General features: G+C 62.7%; 18 protein-coding genes, 1 tRNA gene and 1 pseudogene. 11 read left to right on the top strand and 9 right to left on the bottom strand.

The features are described from left to right. Nucleotides 1–19: 19 nt before the first annotated feature. Together I6F21_RS29620 and I6F21_RS29615 are read right to left on the bottom strand one after the other, a co-directional pair. Nucleotides 20–436 carry a DUF302 domain-containing protein gene (locus I6F21_RS29620; RefSeq protein WP_346656836.1) on the bottom strand — a complete coding sequence of 139 codons (417 nt, stop codon included), beginning with the start codon at nucleotides 434–436 and terminating at the stop codon, nucleotides 20–22. Between the two features lie 397 nt (nucleotides 437–833). Next, nucleotides 834–1,064, bottom strand: a complete 231-nt coding sequence (locus I6F21_RS29615) for a hypothetical protein (protein ID WP_225183872.1) — start codon at nucleotides 1,062–1,064, stop codon at nucleotides 834–836. A gap of 173 nt (nucleotides 1,065–1,237) precedes the next feature. On the opposite strand from I6F21_RS29615, the gene I6F21_RS29610 reads away from it, so the two are divergent. Both I6F21_RS29610 and I6F21_RS29605 read left to right on the top strand, forming a co-directional pair. Next, on the top strand, nucleotides 1,238–2,134 hold the full coding sequence (locus I6F21_RS29610; protein WP_225183871.1) for an alpha/beta hydrolase: 897 nt from the start codon (nucleotides 1,238–1,240) through the stop codon (nucleotides 2,132–2,134). 497 nt (nucleotides 2,135–2,631) lie between these two features. Next, nucleotides 2,632–2,964: a hypothetical protein gene (locus tag I6F21_RS29605; protein ID WP_225183870.1), complete on the top strand. Its 333-nt coding sequence runs from the start codon at nucleotides 2,632–2,634 to the stop codon at nucleotides 2,962–2,964. Between the two features lie 40 nt (nucleotides 2,965–3,004). Here I6F21_RS29605 and I6F21_RS29600 read toward each other — a convergent pair whose 3' ends face one another. After that, nucleotides 3,005–3,550 carry a hypothetical protein gene (locus tag I6F21_RS29600; protein WP_225183869.1) on the bottom strand — a complete coding sequence of 182 codons (546 nt, stop codon included), beginning with the start codon at nucleotides 3,548–3,550 and terminating at the stop codon, nucleotides 3,005–3,007. A 250-nt stretch (nucleotides 3,551–3,800) separates the two neighbouring features. Here I6F21_RS29600 and I6F21_RS38730 point away from each other — a divergent pair, with 250 nt between their 5' ends. Then, nucleotides 3,801–4,235: a hypothetical protein gene (locus I6F21_RS38730; RefSeq protein WP_249787569.1), complete on the top strand. Its 435-nt coding sequence runs from the start codon at nucleotides 3,801–3,803 to the stop codon at nucleotides 4,233–4,235. A 75-nt stretch (nucleotides 4,236–4,310) separates the two neighbouring features. Here I6F21_RS38730 and I6F21_RS39085 read toward each other — a convergent pair whose 3' ends face one another. The 3 genes and pseudogenes from I6F21_RS39085 to I6F21_RS29585 all read right to left on the bottom strand — a co-directional run bounded on the left by I6F21_RS39085 (nucleotide 4,311) and on the right by I6F21_RS29585 (nucleotide 5,133). After that, nucleotides 4,311–4,511 carry a 5'-nucleotidase gene (locus tag I6F21_RS39085; protein ID WP_346656842.1) on the bottom strand — a complete coding sequence of 67 codons (201 nt, stop codon included), beginning with the start codon at nucleotides 4,509–4,511 and terminating at the stop codon, nucleotides 4,311–4,313. A 21-nt stretch (nucleotides 4,512–4,532) separates the two neighbouring features. Further along, nucleotides 4,533–4,869, bottom strand: a pseudogene (locus I6F21_RS29590) (SOS response-associated peptidase family protein); the annotation flags it as partial. A 174-nt stretch (nucleotides 4,870–5,043) separates the two neighbouring features. Continuing rightward, nucleotides 5,044–5,133, bottom strand: a tRNA-Ser gene (locus tag I6F21_RS29585). A gap of 159 nt (nucleotides 5,134–5,292) precedes the next feature. Here I6F21_RS29585 and I6F21_RS29580 point away from each other — a divergent pair. Further along, the gene (locus I6F21_RS29580; protein ID WP_225183868.1) at nucleotides 5,293–6,156 is read left to right on the top strand and encodes an alpha/beta hydrolase; all 864 of its coding nucleotides are present in this window, start codon (nucleotides 5,293–5,295) and stop codon (nucleotides 6,154–6,156) included. A gap of 174 nt (nucleotides 6,157–6,330) precedes the next feature. Here I6F21_RS29580 and I6F21_RS29575 read toward each other — a convergent pair whose 3' ends face one another. Next, the gene (locus I6F21_RS29575; RefSeq protein ID WP_036008710.1) at nucleotides 6,331–7,458 is read right to left on the bottom strand and encodes an ROK family protein; all 1,128 of its coding nucleotides are present in this window, start codon (nucleotides 7,456–7,458) and stop codon (nucleotides 6,331–6,333) included. A 332-nt stretch (nucleotides 7,459–7,790) separates the two neighbouring features. On the opposite strand from I6F21_RS29575, the gene rplU reads away from it, so the two are divergent. The 3 genes from rplU (at nucleotide 7,791) to I6F21_RS29560 (ending at nucleotide 9,306) form a co-directional block, all read left to right on the top strand. Beyond that, on the top strand, nucleotides 7,791–8,177 hold the full coding sequence (gene rplU / locus I6F21_RS29570) for a 50S ribosomal protein L21 (protein ID WP_036008712.1): 387 nt from the start codon (nucleotides 7,791–7,793) through the stop codon (nucleotides 8,175–8,177). A gap of 103 nt (nucleotides 8,178–8,280) precedes the next feature. Further along, the gene (gene rpmA, locus I6F21_RS29565; protein WP_025032812.1) at nucleotides 8,281–8,550 is read left to right on the top strand and encodes a 50S ribosomal protein L27; all 270 of its coding nucleotides are present in this window, start codon (nucleotides 8,281–8,283) and stop codon (nucleotides 8,548–8,550) included. Nucleotides 8,551–8,712: 162 nt separating this feature from the next. Further along, nucleotides 8,713–9,306, top strand: coding sequence for a GNAT family N-acetyltransferase (locus I6F21_RS29560; protein WP_225130783.1), 594 nt, complete (start codon nucleotides 8,713–8,715; stop codon nucleotides 9,304–9,306). Nucleotides 9,307–9,480: 174 nt separating this feature from the next. On the opposite strand, the gene I6F21_RS29555 is transcribed toward I6F21_RS29560, so the two are convergent. Next, complete coding sequence (locus tag I6F21_RS29555) at nucleotides 9,481–10,395, bottom strand: DMT family transporter (RefSeq protein WP_057026543.1); 915 nt, start codon at nucleotides 10,393–10,395, stop codon at nucleotides 9,481–9,483. 278 nt (nucleotides 10,396–10,673) lie between these two features. Between I6F21_RS29555 and I6F21_RS29550 the strand changes: the two genes are divergently transcribed. The 3 genes from I6F21_RS29550 (at nucleotide 10,674) to I6F21_RS29540 (ending at nucleotide 14,154) form a co-directional block, all read left to right on the top strand. Continuing rightward, nucleotides 10,674–11,156 (top strand): MaoC family dehydratase, encoded by a 483-nt coding sequence (locus I6F21_RS29550; protein ID WP_036008720.1) that lies wholly within the window; start codon nucleotides 10,674–10,676, stop codon nucleotides 11,154–11,156. Nucleotides 11,157–11,241: 85 nt separating this feature from the next. Then, nucleotides 11,242–12,282, top strand: a complete 1,041-nt coding sequence (obgE, locus tag I6F21_RS29545; protein ID WP_036008723.1) for a GTPase ObgE — start codon at nucleotides 11,242–11,244, stop codon at nucleotides 12,280–12,282. A gap of 237 nt (nucleotides 12,283–12,519) precedes the next feature. Next, on the top strand, nucleotides 12,520–14,154 hold the full coding sequence (locus tag I6F21_RS29540) for an alkaline phosphatase family protein (RefSeq protein WP_225183867.1): 1,635 nt from the start codon (nucleotides 12,520–12,522) through the stop codon (nucleotides 14,152–14,154). Between the two features lie 160 nt (nucleotides 14,155–14,314). Here the strand turns inward: I6F21_RS29540 and I6F21_RS29535 are convergent, their stop codons facing one another. Further along, nucleotides 14,315–15,280 carry a Bug family tripartite tricarboxylate transporter substrate binding protein gene (locus I6F21_RS29535; RefSeq protein WP_225183866.1) on the bottom strand — a complete coding sequence of 322 codons (966 nt, stop codon included), beginning with the start codon at nucleotides 15,278–15,280 and terminating at the stop codon, nucleotides 14,315–14,317. 191 nt (nucleotides 15,281–15,471) lie between these two features. Between I6F21_RS29535 and proB the strand changes: the two genes are divergently transcribed. Next, nucleotides 15,472–16,593 (top strand): glutamate 5-kinase, encoded by a 1,122-nt coding sequence (gene proB, locus I6F21_RS29530; RefSeq protein WP_036008728.1) that lies wholly within the window; start codon nucleotides 15,472–15,474, stop codon nucleotides 16,591–16,593. Nucleotides 16,594–16,740: the final 147 nt, after the last annotated feature.

The raw sequence follows: 16,740 nt of genomic DNA, 5'->3' as shown, positions 1-16,740 counted from the left end.
TCCGGTGGCTCAGCGTCCGTTAAGGCACGGACGTCGCTTTAGCGGCGATGCTCTTGAGAGCTCCCAACAGCGCCGCAGTGACGGGAGAGGTCGATTCGGCGAGATTATGCCTGTGCGCCAGATAGGCAGGATCGTTGTGGGCAAGAGAAGTGGTGCCGTCCGCGTCCTCCCAAACGAGCGCTTTCAAAGGCAGATCGATGCCGATCGTTTGCTGAGATTGCATCAAAGGCGTACCTCCCTTGGCAGTTCTAAAGACTAAAAGATCGGTCGGCCGCAGCGGCAACCCTGCTTCTTCGGCACCGGCATCGTGATCACCGCAGCCCTTCCTGAAGCCAAGCTGCCCGCCAAAACAGCTGCCGCCGTGAAGAATTGTATCTGAGACGGCCTGCTCCCATCGAGGACGGCGTCCGGATCTTGATCTATTTTCGACATCCACTTTCCGGACAGTGCTCGCAAACTCGGTTCATACTTGCTGCACGCGACCGGAGCCGAAACTATACTGACGTATAGTTTCGGCATTTTGCGCTCCAACCGAGCTTGGTCGGCCGAGGGCCTTGGTCCTCAGATGCTGGGCTTGCTGCTGGATACGACGCTACGTTGCTCGATCATGTGTGGCATTCGGGACCGCAATCATCGGACGGCGTATTCTACAACTCTCGTCACGGTCCTGCCACGATCCGAAGCTTCTCGGCGCTCGTCCACCGCCGTCGCCCCTCAGGACCGGACAGAATTGTAACCGTCGTCACGTTGCTAATTTTCTTGCGAATTGATGAGCAGATCATCTCACGTTCACGTACAATTGGGGAAGACGATCCCCACCGGAGGCTTACGCATTAGCGACAGATGATGTCTTTCTTCAAAAAGTTGGCTTGCAGTTCGCGATCGCTGCGCCCTTCGAAATGAGTGTCACTGTGCTGGAGCATATTGACTGCATCGTTGGAGCAGACGGTCATTGCCACCCATTTACGGCCAATGCGGCTTACAATGGTCACGCGTTTGCCATCTGCTTTGCACTCTCTGTTCAGGTCAATGTTCCATCCTCGAATGTGGGATGCTTCGACCAAGCTGCCTTTCCAGGTTGAGGCGGCCCTACCGAGCGGTGCGACACCGGGCGACACCGGGCTATAGCTCACGTGGACCGGGGCCGGCATTGCGCTCCGCAACCAACCGTAGGGATGATTGGCGATGCTCGCGGTCGCGCGTACTGGGGCGTGATCTCGTCGCGGCTGGAGGACACATGTATCGCCATTCCATGTCGGTTCCTATTCGTTACCGCTATGCGACGGTCGAGGGGCTGAAAGTGTTCTATCGGGTGGCTGGCCCCGCGAGCGCACCGGTCATCCTAGCGCTCCACGGTGTTCCAAGCTCGTCCCGGATGTATGATCCCCTTATGCGCAAACTTGCGCCTCGCTACCGTCTGATCGCGCCCGACTACATCGGCTTCGGCAACAGCGACACTCCGCCCCCAAATAAATTCACCTACACGTTCGACAACTTGGCGGCGTTTACGCTCAAGTTCGCCGACATTCTCGGCCTTAGGCGCTTTACGCTCTTGATGCAGGACTACGGCGGCCCCGTCGGCATGCGTATGGCCACCGCCCGGCCGGAGGCCGTCAGAGCCATGATCTTTCAAAATGCCAACGTCTATGACGAAGGGCTCGGCCTAGTATGGGAGACGCGGCGTCCGTTCTGGTCCGATCGTTCCGCCCATGAGGCGACTGTTCGGCAGGGAGCGTTGGCACCCGCGACGGTGCGCAACCGTCACCTCGGGAGCGACCCCAACACCGAGGCGTACGACCCCGATCTCTGGATGGATGAGCTCGCCTACCTGCATCGGCCCGGGATCGACGCGATCCAGGCGGAGCTGATCTACGACTACCAGAACAACCTCGCGTCTTACCCGACTTGGCAAGCTTGGCTTCGTGAGCACAAACCGCCGAGCCTTATCCTCTGGGGCCGCTACGACCAGTCGTTCATCCCCCCGGGCGCCGATGCATTCAAAAGGGATCTACCCGACGCCAAAGTCGTGCTCTTGGAGGGTGGCCACTTCGTCATGGACACTTGCCTCGATGAGGTCGCCGAAGAGACGGAGGCCTTCATGCAGTCCCTGCCCGAGGCCTTAGGATACGAATGAGTTTGTGGTTGGAACTGCCTCCACCTCGCTGCCTCGAGGTCTAAGTGAGCGGAGGGGTCCCACATGCCCGTCAAACCACTTCTGTCACGCAAGCTCGAACGCGCTCCACTGCCGAACCGCGATAAGCCATAGCGGCCGAATTCCTCGACCTCAAAGTACTAAGAAAGGGAAACAAGAATGAGGATGACTTCTGTTCCGGCGCAGCTCGTCTTAGCGCTATTCGTCGCATGGACTGCGACTGGACAGGCTAATGCGACTAGGTCCGCCTCACAATTCGACGGAGTTTGGACCCTCCTGTTCGTTACGGAACGCGGCCTAGCATGTGATTCGTCGTACAATTTCACCGTGGACGTGAGGAAGGGGATCATAAGCCACCCCAATCTCCTCAAATTCAGGGGACGCGTGACCGCTTCGGGCGCTGTTTGGGCCTCAGTAAGCGTTGGCGAGAAATACGCGTCCGGCACCGGAAGGCTGTCAGGGTCGACCGGACGTGGTAGGTGGACCGGGAGATCCCCTGGCGCGACATGCAGCGGTTACTGGACTGCTCAGCGAGGTTGATGAATGCAGAGCGTTTGCAGGCAGGAACAGACGCGATCAGCCAACGCATCTATCGAAACGTGAATAACGGCGTCGATCGAGCCGGATTTGCGGGTTCGGAGAAGGCCTATGAAGAGGCAGCAGAGGCGTTATTTGAAACGCTTGATTGGCTTGAGGGCCGGTTGAACGATCTCGCTATCTGGGATATGAATCGGTGGGATGATCGGCGGTTCGGACAGAGAGCGCGTCTTGTGATTCTCTGTGTGCCCGTAGGACAGAATCGAGTCGATTAAGCGAACTTCAAGTCGGACCGTGGGCACTGGCACTTGGCGGTCACGAAGCCGTCGAAATCACGCCCTCGCCAGCCATCATTTGATTTTGTGAATATGGACAACATCCTGGCCGGGGGGCGTCGGACGCCTTCTTGTCGGTCGTAGTTTTTATCGTCGTCCAGGCGGCTGCAGCTTCCTTGATTCCGAACCGTTTCACGAGCCATTCGAGGTACGTTTCGGTGGCCATCAGATCGATGTCGACATCTTCCAGGGTCTTGATCACCGCTCTTGCCTTTCTGTCGTCGATGATCGCGATCACGACCTCACCTTCGGCGACCACTTCCTCCACACTGTTGAGCACCTCCAAAATGCTTCGTTCGCCTTCGCCTTTCCACGAGGGCTTCAATTCCATCGGCATCCCGGTCAACCGCCAGGCTTCCATGGCTTCGAGATATTCGTGACCCTCGTCGCATGGCTGAATCAGGTGGTTGTTTCTCTCGAACCAGTTAGCAATTTCGCGGCGATGTAGCTCCCACCGGTCTCCGCCCTCACCTGTCAGGAAGCGCTTCGTACTTGGCCATAGACCAAACGGAAACGACAGATCCAACCGGGGTCTTCACCGGATGCGTACTCGTGACACGCCGGCTACAAGATAGAACAAGCAGCGCGCTTCTCACTCCCGTATTACGAGTTGCTTTGCTATCTGGAATAAGATTTCAACTTCTTTGGCTGAAGACATTTTTTATTCCAATCGGGCGGTTGCGCTCGGTTGCTTGCTGAATGCCTACCATTGCGACTACAACGATCACGAACACTGACAGTGTCCAGACCCGAAGGGCGACTGAGTCAAGCTGGCGATGTTGCGCGCCGTGACGATGGCGATCCGAACTCTGCTGACGCCGTTGTCGTTCATGAAGTTCTGCCGGAGGATCGAGACTTTCCGCAGGAGTTTGCCGAATCGCCCGCCGGACATCGGTCGTTTTGGCGTTCTCGCGTTCGTGAGCCGGGAAGGCCTGCAATCCTTGATCCTAAGAGTTCGTCGGATCGGCGCTGAACGCGATGGCGTCCCCGTCGGAGGCGATGCGAACTTCGTCGCTGGGATCCTCTTGGCGAACCACACGAGCCGTGCCCAGCTTCGCTGCGGCGGCTCCCGCTTCTATCGGCGCCTGCACGTCGGCGATTGCATTGGACAGGAAGAGGTCCAGCTCCCGGGCGGAGATGAAGAGCCGAGCGAGCGGCCGCTGGTCAAGCTGCCCGCCTTTATGCCGAGTCGTAATGGTCGATGGAATTGAATGTCCGGAGGGAAACGTCGGGCGAATTGCGCGAGAGAAGGAAGACCTCGACCTAGGGTTTTTGATCCGGCTCGTTCAGCGCAGGAGCCGCTTCACGACTTCGTATCCAGGTCCTTTTCCGATGAGGGTTCCCTCTTGCTCGAGCTGCAGCTTCGAGTAGGCCTCGCCCCCTTGGCTCTCGACCACGGCGTGCTCCTCTTCGAGATTGAAGAGGTCGCGGGTCGAAATGCCTATGCGCAGCGGTTGGGACCTGAGGGTCTCGCGGATGTCGGTCATGAGGATCGTCCACCCGACCTGATCTTCCTTTGCGCCCCGGGCGGCGATTCTCAGCTCCCCGTCCCGACGGGGCTGCTGCAGCTTCAGAGCATCGTCGCGCGGCGCGGTCATCCAGGTGTCGACCTCTTCGGGCGTCGTCAGGATCGCGGGTCATCGCCTTCGGGGGATGGCGAAAACTTCGGCGTTGGCCTCGGTCGTCAGGAAACCACAGAGATCGTTTGACCGTCTCGCCTTGCTTTGCCTTCCGGACCGATGTCCAGTTGGTCCAGATGCCGGCAAAGCATGCGAGGGGCGGCTTTCGTTGAGCGCGAACCAAAGTCGCCCCCTCGGCCTCGTTGAACTCGCTGAACGAGTTGAAATCTCGATTGGACGAGTCATTCGTCGCAGATCCGCGCACTTCCTCACGTTGCCTTCGGCCGTCTGGCATGGCAAATTGGAGCCACCCTAGGGGCTACACCGTGGGGCTACACCAGAGACCTCTGGCGTGCAGTAAGACCTGGTTTTACGGGGCTTTCTCGAAGCCGTTTTATTATGGCGGAGAGGGAGGGATTCGAACCCCCGATAGGCTTGCACCTATGCCGCATTTCGAGTGCGGTGCATTCAACCACTCTGCCACCTCTCCTGAAGGCGCCATATTAGGAGCTGGGCCCCTGTGGTTGGGGGCGTTAATAGGCGAGGATGGCGGGCCAGACAAGGAGCGAAAGAGCAAAATCCGCTCCCTGTTCAGCCCTTGTCGTCCCGCCTGTCGTCCCCTTGGCCTTTCAAGCGATGAGGAACCGCCATGGAGCACCTGACTGTCACGGCCAACGGCGCCGATTTCCACCTGGTCCGCGCCGGACAGGGAAAACCGCTGCTTTTGCTGCATGGTTGGCCCGAATTCTGGCTGACCTGGGAGCCGGTGATATCGAGGCTTTCGGACCGGTTCACGCTTGTCGCGCCTGACCTCCGCGGCTTCGGCGACAGCGACAAGCCGGATGGCCCTTACGGGCCGGACGGCCACGCCGCCGACATGCTGGCGCTGATGGACCGGCTCGGCATCGACCGATTCGGCGTCGTCGGCCACGATGTCGGCGGCGCCGTCATGCAGCCGCTGGCCCGGCAGGCGCCCGAGCGGATGGCGGGCCTCTTCTTCTTCGATTTCGTCTATCCCGGGATCGGGCCGCGCATGGCCGCGCCCGACAGGCTCAACCACATCTGGTACCAGTCCTTTCACCAGATGGAGATGGCGCCACAGCTCATCGGTGCGAGCCGGGAGAGCTGCCGGCTCTACATCAGCCATTTCCTCAAGGGCTGGGCGCACCGGACAAACGCCTTCGACGACGTGCTGGACGCCTTCACGGACAACTTCCTGAAAGACGGCAACCTCGCCGGCGGCTTTGCGCATTACCGCGCCTCGCATGCCGGACGCGTGGCGATGATGAAAGGCGAGGCGTCCAGGCTGCCGCCGATCGCGGTGCCGACCTGCGTGCGCTGGGCCGAGCACGATCCGCTGTTTCCCTTTGGCTGGACCGACCGGCTGTCCGAGACCTTCAGCGATCTCGCCCTCGAGATGTTTCCCGGCGTCGGCCACTTCCCGCATCGGGAAAATCCGGATCGCGCGACAAGCGAGATCGCCGCGTTCTTTGCGCGTATCGGCTGGAGCTGAGGAGAAAAACGGGGTGGGACCGCCAGACGCGGTAAACACTGGCGGTCCCGTGCCGCTTATTGAAATACTGGCCGTGAAGGGCGGCTTCGCCGGCCGAGTGGAAGCGACGATTCGACCCTAGCGTGCGACGGGCGGTCCGCAACGCAATCCGGTCCTTAACCTAACCGGTCAAGGTTACTCCTTGTCCGCTTTACCTTTTTTCTTCCCGTTCTCCGTGGAATCCCGGTCCTTGCCGTTGCCTTCCTTGCGGCGATTGGTGAAGCGCGCATTGCCAAGTCCGGTGCCGATGGTGAGCACGCCCCAGCGGTCAACGTCCTGCATGAACGGTACTTCCGAGAGCCCCTGCACCACGCCGTCATTGTGCATCAGGATCGCGGTGTCGTGCTCGCCAATAGCGGGGATGCCCTCGATCAGGCTCGCCGGCAGGTTGAACTTGCTGCTCTCCCAATTGCCCGGCAGATTCTGCGCGCCCTTCTCGATCGAGCCGTCCGGGTTGATCACACCGGGACAGGCGATGCCGATGAACGGCGCGAGCTTGTAGCCTTCGGCCTCGGCCTCCGTGATCAGCCCTTTCAGCATCTTGGTCAGCCGCTTCACCGCGCCTTCGCGCGTCGGCTCGTCGTCGGCGTGACGCCACAGCTCCGCATGCACCACCTTGGCCTTGGACAGATCCTTGGCTTTCTTCCAGCCGGTTTCCACCACGCCGCAGCGGATGTTGGTGCCGCCGATGTCGACGGCGAGAATGCTGTCATGAGCCTCGAAGATCCAGGACGGCGCCAGGTGCAGCGCGCCGATCAGGCCGGCCTCGTCAGGATGATGGCGGATCGGCTGCAGGTCGATCTTGAAGCCCTCGGATTTCAGGATGATCTCGGCGCGGGCGATCACGAGCTCGCCGAGCCTTGAATCGCGAAAGCCGCCGCCGACGACGATGCGCTCGGTCTTGGCCCAGGCCTTGGTCTTGAGGAATCGGCGCGTGACATAAGCGAGCTCCTGGGAGAAATCCTCGATCGCGCTGTGCACCACGGCCGAGGCCTCGGTGTCGTCGCCGATCAGGATGGCGTCCAGCGTCTTCTTGTTGATCTCCTCGGTCGGCACCTTCCCGAACGGGTCCTCCCCCGTCTTGCGCAGCGGCTTGCGCCAGCGCTCGAGCACCTCCCGGAACGCGCCCTTGCTGGCGCGGTCGCCGAGAAAGCCGTCCTCGTCCTTGATCTCGATGTTGAAGCTGTCGACATCGACCGATGGCAGCCGTTCGGCGCCATGCTGGGCAATGCCCGTTGTTTTGACCAATTCGTCTGTTGCCATGAGAGCCCTTGCCCCGCTTTCCTGTTCCGGCCGGGACAACTGCGGGGGAACCCGTTTGTTGCAAAGCCCACCCGAGATTCGGCTGCGCGCTTTCAGCGCGGCCAAAGCCTTCAAATCCGGGCGGTTTTCGCCCAGTTTTCCTTGACTTGCGGCTGTTGGCCGCTATAAGTCCCACCGCCGGCGCGGGGCGTTTCTCGCGCCGCTTGTTTTTGCTTGGGTTTTCAAAGGGATAACTCCCGCCCACGCAGACTCGCATAAACCATAGCGACTGACAAAAAGCCGACCCGGACGCTCCGCGTCCCGAGGCCGGGATTGAACACGGAGAAAGAACGATGTTCGCAGTCATCAAAACCGGCGGCAAGCAATACCGCGTCGTGCCGGATGATGTTCTCGAAGTAGGCAAGATCGAAGGCGAAGTCGGCTCGATCGTGCAGCTGAATGAAGTGCTCGTGGTCGGCGGCGACACGCCGGTGCTGGGCGTCCCGACGGTCGCAGGCGCGTCCGTCGCGGTCGAGGTGCTCGACCACAAGCGCGGACCGAAGGTCATCGCGTTCAAGAAGCGCCGCCGCAAGAACTCGCGCCGCAAGCGCGGCTATCGCGACGAGATCACGGTTCTGCGCATCAGCGAGATTCTGACGGACGGCGCCAAACCCACCAAGGGCCCGCGTCCGAAGAAGGAAAAGGTGACGAAGGAGCCGGCAGCGGAAGCCGCCGAGTAACGCAAAACCGATCACGCCAATTCACGAATTGATGCGTGCGACGTTTTGAAATGATTCCGTCAAGGAATTGACCTAGAACTACGCAGGATTTCGGAGACGAGCCATGGCTCACAAAAAAGCAGGCGGTTCATCGCGCAACGGTCGCGATTCCAAGGGCAAGCGCCTCGGTATCAAGGCGTTCGGCGGCGAGATCGTCACGCCCGGCAACATCATTGCGCGTCAGCGCGGCACGACCTGGCACCCCGGCCTCAATGTCGGCATGGGTACGGACCACACTCTGTTCGCCAAGATCGAGGGCCGCGTTGCGTTCCAAGCCAAAGCCAACGGCCGCACCTTCGTATCGGTGCTCCCGCTTGCCGAGGCTGCTGAATAGACGGTGGACAAAAACGGAGTCCGCCGGTCCCGACTGAACCGGCGGAGTCCTAGAGATCGCAAGAGATCGAAGGCTCCAAGGGGAGGCGGGAAACCGGCCTCCCCTTTTCTTTGCTCACTTTGTTCTTTGCACTTTGACTTAGTGACTTTCACGGAGCCGGACATGTTGCAGGATTTCTCGAGCGTGACCTTGGCCGAGGCGAGGCCAAGCGTCGTCGCCACCGAGCGGCTGACCTTGCGGCGGCCGACGCTGGCCGACGTCAGGACCATCGCCCGGCTCGCCAACGACCGCCGTGTCGCCGAGAACACGCGCCGCCTGCCGCATCCCTATTCGCAGGACGACGCCGCCGAATTCATCCGCGCCACCGCCGAGCTCGGAGCTGAGACCGTGTTCCTGATCGAGCACGACAGCGGGCCGGTCGGCATGGTCGGCATCGATTGCTCCAAGCCCGGCAATGCCGAGCTCGGCTACTGGCTCGGCGTCGAGCATTGGGGCCGGGGCTTTGCCACCGAGGCCGCGCGCGGCGCGATCGATTTCTTCTTCGAGGAGTTCGAGGACGAGCATCTCTACGCCGGCGCGCGCGTCACCAATCCGGCCTCGCGCAAGGTGCTGGAGAAGTGCGGCTTCCAGTGGAGCGGCGTGCAGCTGCACCGCTTCCTGGCGCTCGGCTCCTCGACCCCCGTCGACTGCTTCCGCCTGTCGCGCGGCGTGTGGGCCTCGCTGAAGAGCTGGAGCAGTGCGAGGAGGGTGCGGTAGGCGAAGGCGCCGCACTCGCAATTGTCATCCCGGGGCGCGCGTAGCGCGAGCCCGGGATCCATAATCCCGGAGCGCAGTGCGGGGCAAAGCGCCCACTCCGGGTCGTCGTCCAATTGCTCCCTGGGGCTATGGGTCCCGGGCTCGCGCTGCGCGCGCCCCGGGACGACGTCGTGGCTACGCCGGCGGATTGACCTCGTCGCTCTCACGTCCCAAATCCCGCTCCCGAAGATAGATGTAGAACCCGGCGCCGATGATGATTGCGGCGCCGACGAGTGTTGCGATGGATGGGACATCGCCGAACACGACGAAGCCGAAGATCACCGCCCATACGATCATCGAATATTGATAGGGCACCACGACGCTGGCCGGCGCGAGCTTGAGCGAACGGTTGACGCAGAACAGCGCAGTTACCGAAACGCATCCGGCGAGCGCGAAGATCACGAGGCTGCCGGGCGTCGGCGGCACCCAGTTGAACGCCGACAGCACTGCGCCTAGCGAGAACGTGCCGACGAACTGCGAGGACGCCATCACGATGTCGGGCGTCTTGCGCAGGCTGCGCGTGATCAGCATCAGGGTTGCAAAGGAGAGGCTGCCGCCGAGCGCGATCAACGCCGGCAGGCTGACGGTCTGCGCCGACGGCCGCAGCGCGACCAAGACGCCGCAGAAGCCGATCAGGATCGCGGTCCAGCGCCGCCAGCCGACCTTCTCGCCCAGAAAGATCGCCGACATCGCGGTGACGAAGATCGGGCCGGCGAGATAATAGGTGATGACGTCGGCGAGCGGCAGATAGACGGTTGCGAGAAAGAAGGCCGCGACTTCCAGCGTCGACAGCACGACGCGAACCAGCTGCAGGCCTGGCCGCTCCAAATGCAGAAACTGGTGACGCTGCTTCCAGATCAGCGGCGACAGCAGGAGCAGTGCCGCGCAGGCGCGCAGGAATAGCAGCTGCCCCACCGAATAGGTCCCGACCAGGAACTTGCCCATGGCATCGCCGAACGAGAACATGAAGATCGACAGCACCATGAGCCCGATGCCGGCCAGGCGCGCGGAGCGATCGTCATAGGCGGAGAGATTCTTGAACAGGGGCATTGCGACGAGTTGCAGGTTCGGGGGCTCGTCATTGCGAGGAGCTCTTGCGACGAAGCAATCCAGAATCTTTCCGCGGAGGGATTCTGGATTGCTTCGCTGCGCTCGCAATGACGGGGAGAGAGCGTCAGGAATCGGCTGGTAGTGGTGCTTGCCGTCGTTTTAATGACGTGAGCCGCCGGGACAAGCCCACAACGCCGAATTGAACGGATTGTCGCACTCTTCGCATCGCGGTAGCGATACAGGCCACGCGACGAGAGAGCCAAGAAGAGAGCTAAGCCATGACCGATTTCGATCCGGCCCGGCATCGCATGATCCCGACGCAACGCTGGTTTGAGGATTTCGTCGTCGGCGAACGCTTCGTGCTGCCGAGCCGCACCCAAACCTCGGCATTGTTCGCCGCATTCCAGACCGCGAGCGGCGACACCCACCCCGTGCATTACGACGTGGAATATTGCCGCGCCCGCGGCATGCCGCACCTGCTCGCCCACGGCTTCCAGACCCTGATCCACACCGCGCCCGGCGCCGGCCTGTTTCCGTTCATGGTCGAGGACTCCCTGGTCGGCTTCCTCGAGCAGTCGAGCCGGTTCCTCAAGCCGGTATTCGCCGACGACACCATCTATCCCGCGCTCGAAGTCACCGAGCTGGTGCCGGGGCGCACCACCGGCGTGGTGACGCTGCGCAGCACCGTGTTCAACCAGCGCAAGGAGCTGGTGCTGGACGGCCTGCAGAAATTCCTGATCCGGCGGCGACCGACCGGTTAAGCAAGGGCAGCAGTCGGCGGAATTTCAGCCGGTTTGCGGGTCAATCCGGGTTGCCGCAGGCGGCCGGCTGGCCTACCTATGGCCCATGAAATTCCTTGACGAAGCAAAGGTCTATATCCGCTCCGGTGACGGCGGGAACGGCTGCGTGGCGTTCCGCCGCGAGAAGTTCATCGAATTCGGCGGTCCCTCCGGCGGCAATGGCGGCCGCGGCGGCAATGTCATCATCGAGGTCGCCGACGGCCTCAACACGCTGATCGACTACCGCTACCAGCAGCATTTCAAGGCGCAGAAGGGCGAGAACGGTTCGGGCTCGGACCGCCACGGCGCCAACGGCAAGAACATCGTGCTGAAGGTGCCGGTCGGCACGCAGATCTTCGACGAGGATCGCGAGACCTTGATCCACGACTTCACCAAGGTCGGCGAAAAGTTCGTGCTGGCCGAAGGCGGCAATGGCGGCTTCGGCAATGCGCATTTCAAGTCCTCGACCAACCGCGCGCCGCGCAACGCCAATCCCGGCCAGCCCGGCGAGGAGCGCTGGATCTGGCTGCGGCTGAAGCTGATCGCGGACGCCGGCCTCGTCGGCATGCCCAATGCGGGCAAGTCAACGTTCCTCTCCAAGGTCAGCGCGGCAAAGCCGAAGATCGCCGATTATCCCTTCACCACGCTGCATCCCCAGCTCGGCGTCGTGAATGCCGACGGCCGCGAATTCGTGCTGGCCGACATTCCCGGCCTGATCGAGGGCGCGCATGAAGGCACCGGCCTCGGCGACCGCTTCCTCGGCCATGTCGAGCGCTGCCGCGTGCTGCTGCACCTGATCGACGCCACGTGCGAGCATGCCGGCAAGGCCTACAAGACCGTGCGCAAGGAGCTCGACGCCTATGGCGGGCAGCTCACCGACAAGATCGAGATCGTCGCGCTGAACAAGATCGATGCGGTCGAGCCGGACGAGCTGAAGAAGCAGAAGGACCGCCTGAAGCGCGCCGCCAAGAAGACGCCGCTGCTGCTGTCGGGCGCCACCGGCCAGGGCGTCAAGGAGGCGTTGCGCGCGCTGGCCGATGTGATCGGCGAAAGCCCGGTCTCCGCCAAGGCCAAGAGCGCGGCCGAAGCGGAGCCGTGGTCGGCTTAAACTCTCTCCCCAACGTCGTCCCCGCGAAGGCGGGGACCCATACCGCGTGATCTATCTGTTGCGAAGGGTCGAAGTACCGAACGACGAGTCTTCGCCAAACGACTCCCTGTGGTTATGGGTCCCCGCCTTCGCGGGGACGACAGCGGAGTCTATCGCTGCGAGCGCGCGCATCACCGGCTTGTCTTCGCGCCCGCGATAGCGCAGCATCAAACAATCAAGAAACGGCAGGGACAACGCATGGCGCGCGCGAAGAACGTTCTCTGGATCATGTGCGACCAGCTTCGCTACGATTATCTCGGCTGCACCGGCCATCCCACGCTGAAGACACCGAACATCGACGCCATGGCCAAGCGCGGCGTGCTGTTCAGCAAGGCGTATGTGCAATCGCCGATCTGCGGCCCGTCGCGGATGTCGTTCTACACCGGGCGCTACATGCGCTCGCACGGCTCGCACTGGAACGGCTGGCCGCTGCGCGTCGGGGAGCCCACGCTCGGCGATCACCTCAACAAGATCGGCGTGCGCAACGTGCTGGTCGGCAAGACCCACATGGCGCCTGACATCGAAGGCATGAAGGCGCTCGGCATCCCGCCGGAATCGATGATCGGCGTGCATGTCGCCGAATGCGGCTTCGAGCCTTACGAGCGCGACGACGGCCTGCATCCGACCGGACGGCCGCGGCCGAAATACGACGAATATCTGCGAAAGCACGGTTTTGAAGCCACCAATCCCTGGGAGCACTGGGCCAATTCCGGCGCTGCTGACGACGGCTCGCTGCACAACGGCTGGCTGCTGGTGCACGCCGACAAGGCCGCGCGCGTGCCAGAAGAGCATTCCGAGACGCCCTACATGACGCGGCGCGCGATGGACTTCATCAGCGAGGCGGAAACGGACGGCCGCCCCTGGTGTTTGCATCTGTCCTACATCAAGCCGCACTGGCCCTATATCGCGCCGGAGCCCTATGCCAGCATGTATTCGACGGATGACATGATCCCGGTGATCCGCTCGGAGCGCGAGCGGCAGAATCCGCATCCGGTGTTCGGCGCCTACATGGACATGCGCTATTCCCGCAACATGGCGCGCGATGATGCACGCGAGAAGGTGATCCCGACCTATATGGGCCTGATCACCCAGATCGACGATCAGATGGGCGTGCTGATGAAGTTTTTAGGTGAGCGCGGCCTGCTCGACACCACCATGATCGTGTTCACCTCCGATCATGGCGACTATCTCGGCGATCACTGGATGGGCGAGAAGGACCTGTTCCACGAGCAATCGGCAAAGATCCCGCTGATCATCATCGATCCTTCGAAAGAGGCCGATGCGACGCGCGGCACGCGCAGCGATGCGCTGGTCGAGGCGATCGATCTCGCGCCGACTTTCGTGGACTATTTCGGGGGCAAGGTGGCGGGCCATATCCTCGAAGGACGTTCGCTGCTGCCGCTGCTGCGCGGCGAGAAGCCGGGCGACTGGCGCAAGGTCGCATTCTCCGAATACGACTATTCCATGCAGGACGTGCGGCTGAAGCTGAACCAGCCGATCGAGCGCTGCCGCCTGTTCATGGTGTTCGACGGGCGCTGGAAATACATCCACGCCTCCGGCTTCCGCCCGATGCTGTACGACCTCGAAACCGATCCGGACGAATATCTGGATCGCGGCGACGATCCGGAATGCGCCGGCATCATCGCGCGGCTCCAGGCCGAGCTGTTCGACTGGGCGCTGCATCCGAACGATCATATCACCACACCACGCGAGAAGATCGCCGCCTATGCGGATAGTCAGCTCCAGGTGAAGGGTGGCATCCTGATCGGCATCTGGGACGAGAAAGAGCTCGCGGCGATCAAGGACGGCATCGCCCAGCGCGCGAAGATGTGAAGCAGCCTCTCCCCGCTTGCGGGGAGAGGCCGGAATTTGCGAGAGCAAATTCCGGATGAGGGGGACTCTCCGCGAGTTCAATTGCCAGCGCTTTCGCGGAGACAGCCCCTCACCCCAACCCTCTCCCCGTAAGAACGGGGAGAGGGAGAAGAGGCAGCCTTCAATTCGTGATCTTGTAGCCCGTCGCCTTCACGATCGGCTGCCACAGCGCGGTGTTCGCGGCGAGCTCCTTGGATAGCGCGTCCGCATTGCTGCCGATCGGAATCAGCCCGATCGCCGTCAACTTCTTCTTCACCTCCGGCTTGGCAAGCGCCGCGCTCGCCGCCGCCCCGAGCTTGCTCGCGAACTCCGGCGGGCTGCCGGCGGGAAGCCACATGCCGTACCAGGCGTCGGCAACGAGATCGATGCCGCTCTCCTTCAGCGTGGGCACGTCAGGCGCGAAGGGTGAACGTTCCGCGCTCGCGACCGCGATGATCTTCACGCCCTTGGCGCGGTGCTGCGGCAGCGCGTCCGCCAGCGTGGTGATCCCGAAGGAAATGTGGCCGCCGACGAGGTCGTTAAGGATCGGCGCGCTGCCGCGATAGGGCACCCGGGTCAGGGGAATGCCGAGATCCTTCTCGAGCTTGGAGCCGGTGAAATGCGGAATGGTGCCGTTGCTCGGCACTCCGAACGACGTCTTTCCCGGATGCGCCTTCAGCCAGGCGACGAAGCTCTTGAAATCCGCGGCGTCGACCCCTGGACCGATCACGACGGCGAATTCGAACCGCGCCAGCAGCGACACCGGCATGAAATCCTTGGCCGTGTCGAAGCTCGGCGTCGCCTCCACCATTGGCAGCAGATACATGGTCGGCCCTGTCGTCACCAGCACCATGCTGCCGTCCGGGCTTGCGCCCTTCACCGCCTTGATGCCGATCAGGCCGTCGCCGCCGGTGCGGTTCTCGACCACGACGGTCCGCTGCAGCAGCGGAGCCATCTCCTGCGCGAGCAGCCGGCACAGCGTGTCGCCGCCGGCTCCGGCCGCAAACGGGAAGATGATCTTCGTCAGCCCGGCCTGCGCCCGCGCACCACCCGCCTGCGCGAACAGCGGCAGGCCGAGGCATCCGGCCATGAATTTGCGGCGATCCATTCGTTTCCTCTTTCGGCCCGTTTATCGTTGATCGCCATTAGAGCCAGACGGACGGCTGACACAAGGCCGACATGCGTCGTTTACCATCCCGGCTGCCTTGCGCCGGTCACCGTCCTGCTGCAAAAGCAGGGCTCATCGGCGCCGCCTGTCGCTCCGCCGTCATTCGCATCCAGCGCCAGCACCCAAGAGACATGGCCAGCCCCGAACTCAGCCAATTCCGCCGCATCGTCGTCAAGGTCGGCTCAGCGCTGCTGGTGGATTCCGACAGGGGCGAGGTGCGTGCGTCCTGGCTGGCTGCACTGGCCGACGACATGGCCAAGCTGCACAAGGAAGGGCGCGACGTCCTCGTGGTGTCCTCCGGCTCGATCGCACTCGGTCGCAGCCGGCTGAAGTTGCCGCGCGGCCCGCTGAAGCTGGAAGAGAGCCAGGCCGCGGCCGCCGTCGGTCAGATCGCGCTGGCGCGAATCTGGTCGGAGGTGCTTGGCGCCCACGGTATCGGCGCCGGCCAGATCCTGGTGACGCTGCAGGACACCGAGGAGCGCCGCCGCTATCTCAACGCGCGCTCCACCATCGGCAAGCTGCTGGAATGGCGCGCGATCCCCGTGATCAACGAGAACGACACGGTGGCGACCACCGAGATCCGCTACGGCGACAACGATCGCCTCGCCGCGCGCGTCGCGACCATGGCGAGCGCCGACTTGCTGGTGCTGCTGTCTGACATCGACGGGCTCTACGATGCCCCGCCGAAGAACAATCCGAACGCAAAACTCATTCCCGTCGTCGACAGCATCTCCTCGGAGATCGAGGCGGTGGCGGGCGATGCCGAGTCCGAGCTGTCGCGCGGTGGCATGCGCACCAAGGTCGAGGCCGCCAAGATCGCGACGACCGGAGGCACGCATATGCTGATCGCCTCCGGCAAGATCGAGCATCCCTTGCAGGCGATCGCCGATGGCGGCCGCTGCACCTGGTTCCTGACGCCAGCCAATCCCATCACCTCGCGAAAGCGCTGGATCGCGGGCACGCTGGAGCCGAAGGGCACGCTGACCATCGACGCCGGCGCGGTGACCGCGCTACGGGCCGGGGCCAGCCTGCTGCCGGCCGGCGTGAACAAGGTCGAGGGCCAGTTCGCCCGCGGCGATGCCGTGATCGTGCGCGGCCCCGACGGCAGCGAGGTCGGCCGCGGCCTGATCGCCTATGACGCCGATGATGCCGAGCGGATCAAGGGCCGCTCCTCCCCCGACGTGATGACCATCCTCGGCATCAGCGGCCGCGCGGAGATGATCCACCGGGATGATCTGGTGGTGGGCGGGTAAGGGCCCCGCCCCGCTCGCCGCCGGGAGACCCGCGCCGAACCAATTCGTTGATTTAGCTGGATTTTGATTTCAGCATCGCGGTTGTCAATGGCACCAAAAGGATACCTCGGTCGCCCAATGTCTTGGTCCAGGCGCTGATGCGCTCGA

The organism is Bradyrhizobium sp. NBAIM03 (assembly GCF_020194055.1).
Taxonomy (GTDB): Bacteria; Pseudomonadota; Alphaproteobacteria; order Rhizobiales; family Xanthobacteraceae; genus Bradyrhizobium; species Bradyrhizobium yuanmingense.
This window is presented reverse-complemented; position numbering and strand designations above follow the sequence as displayed.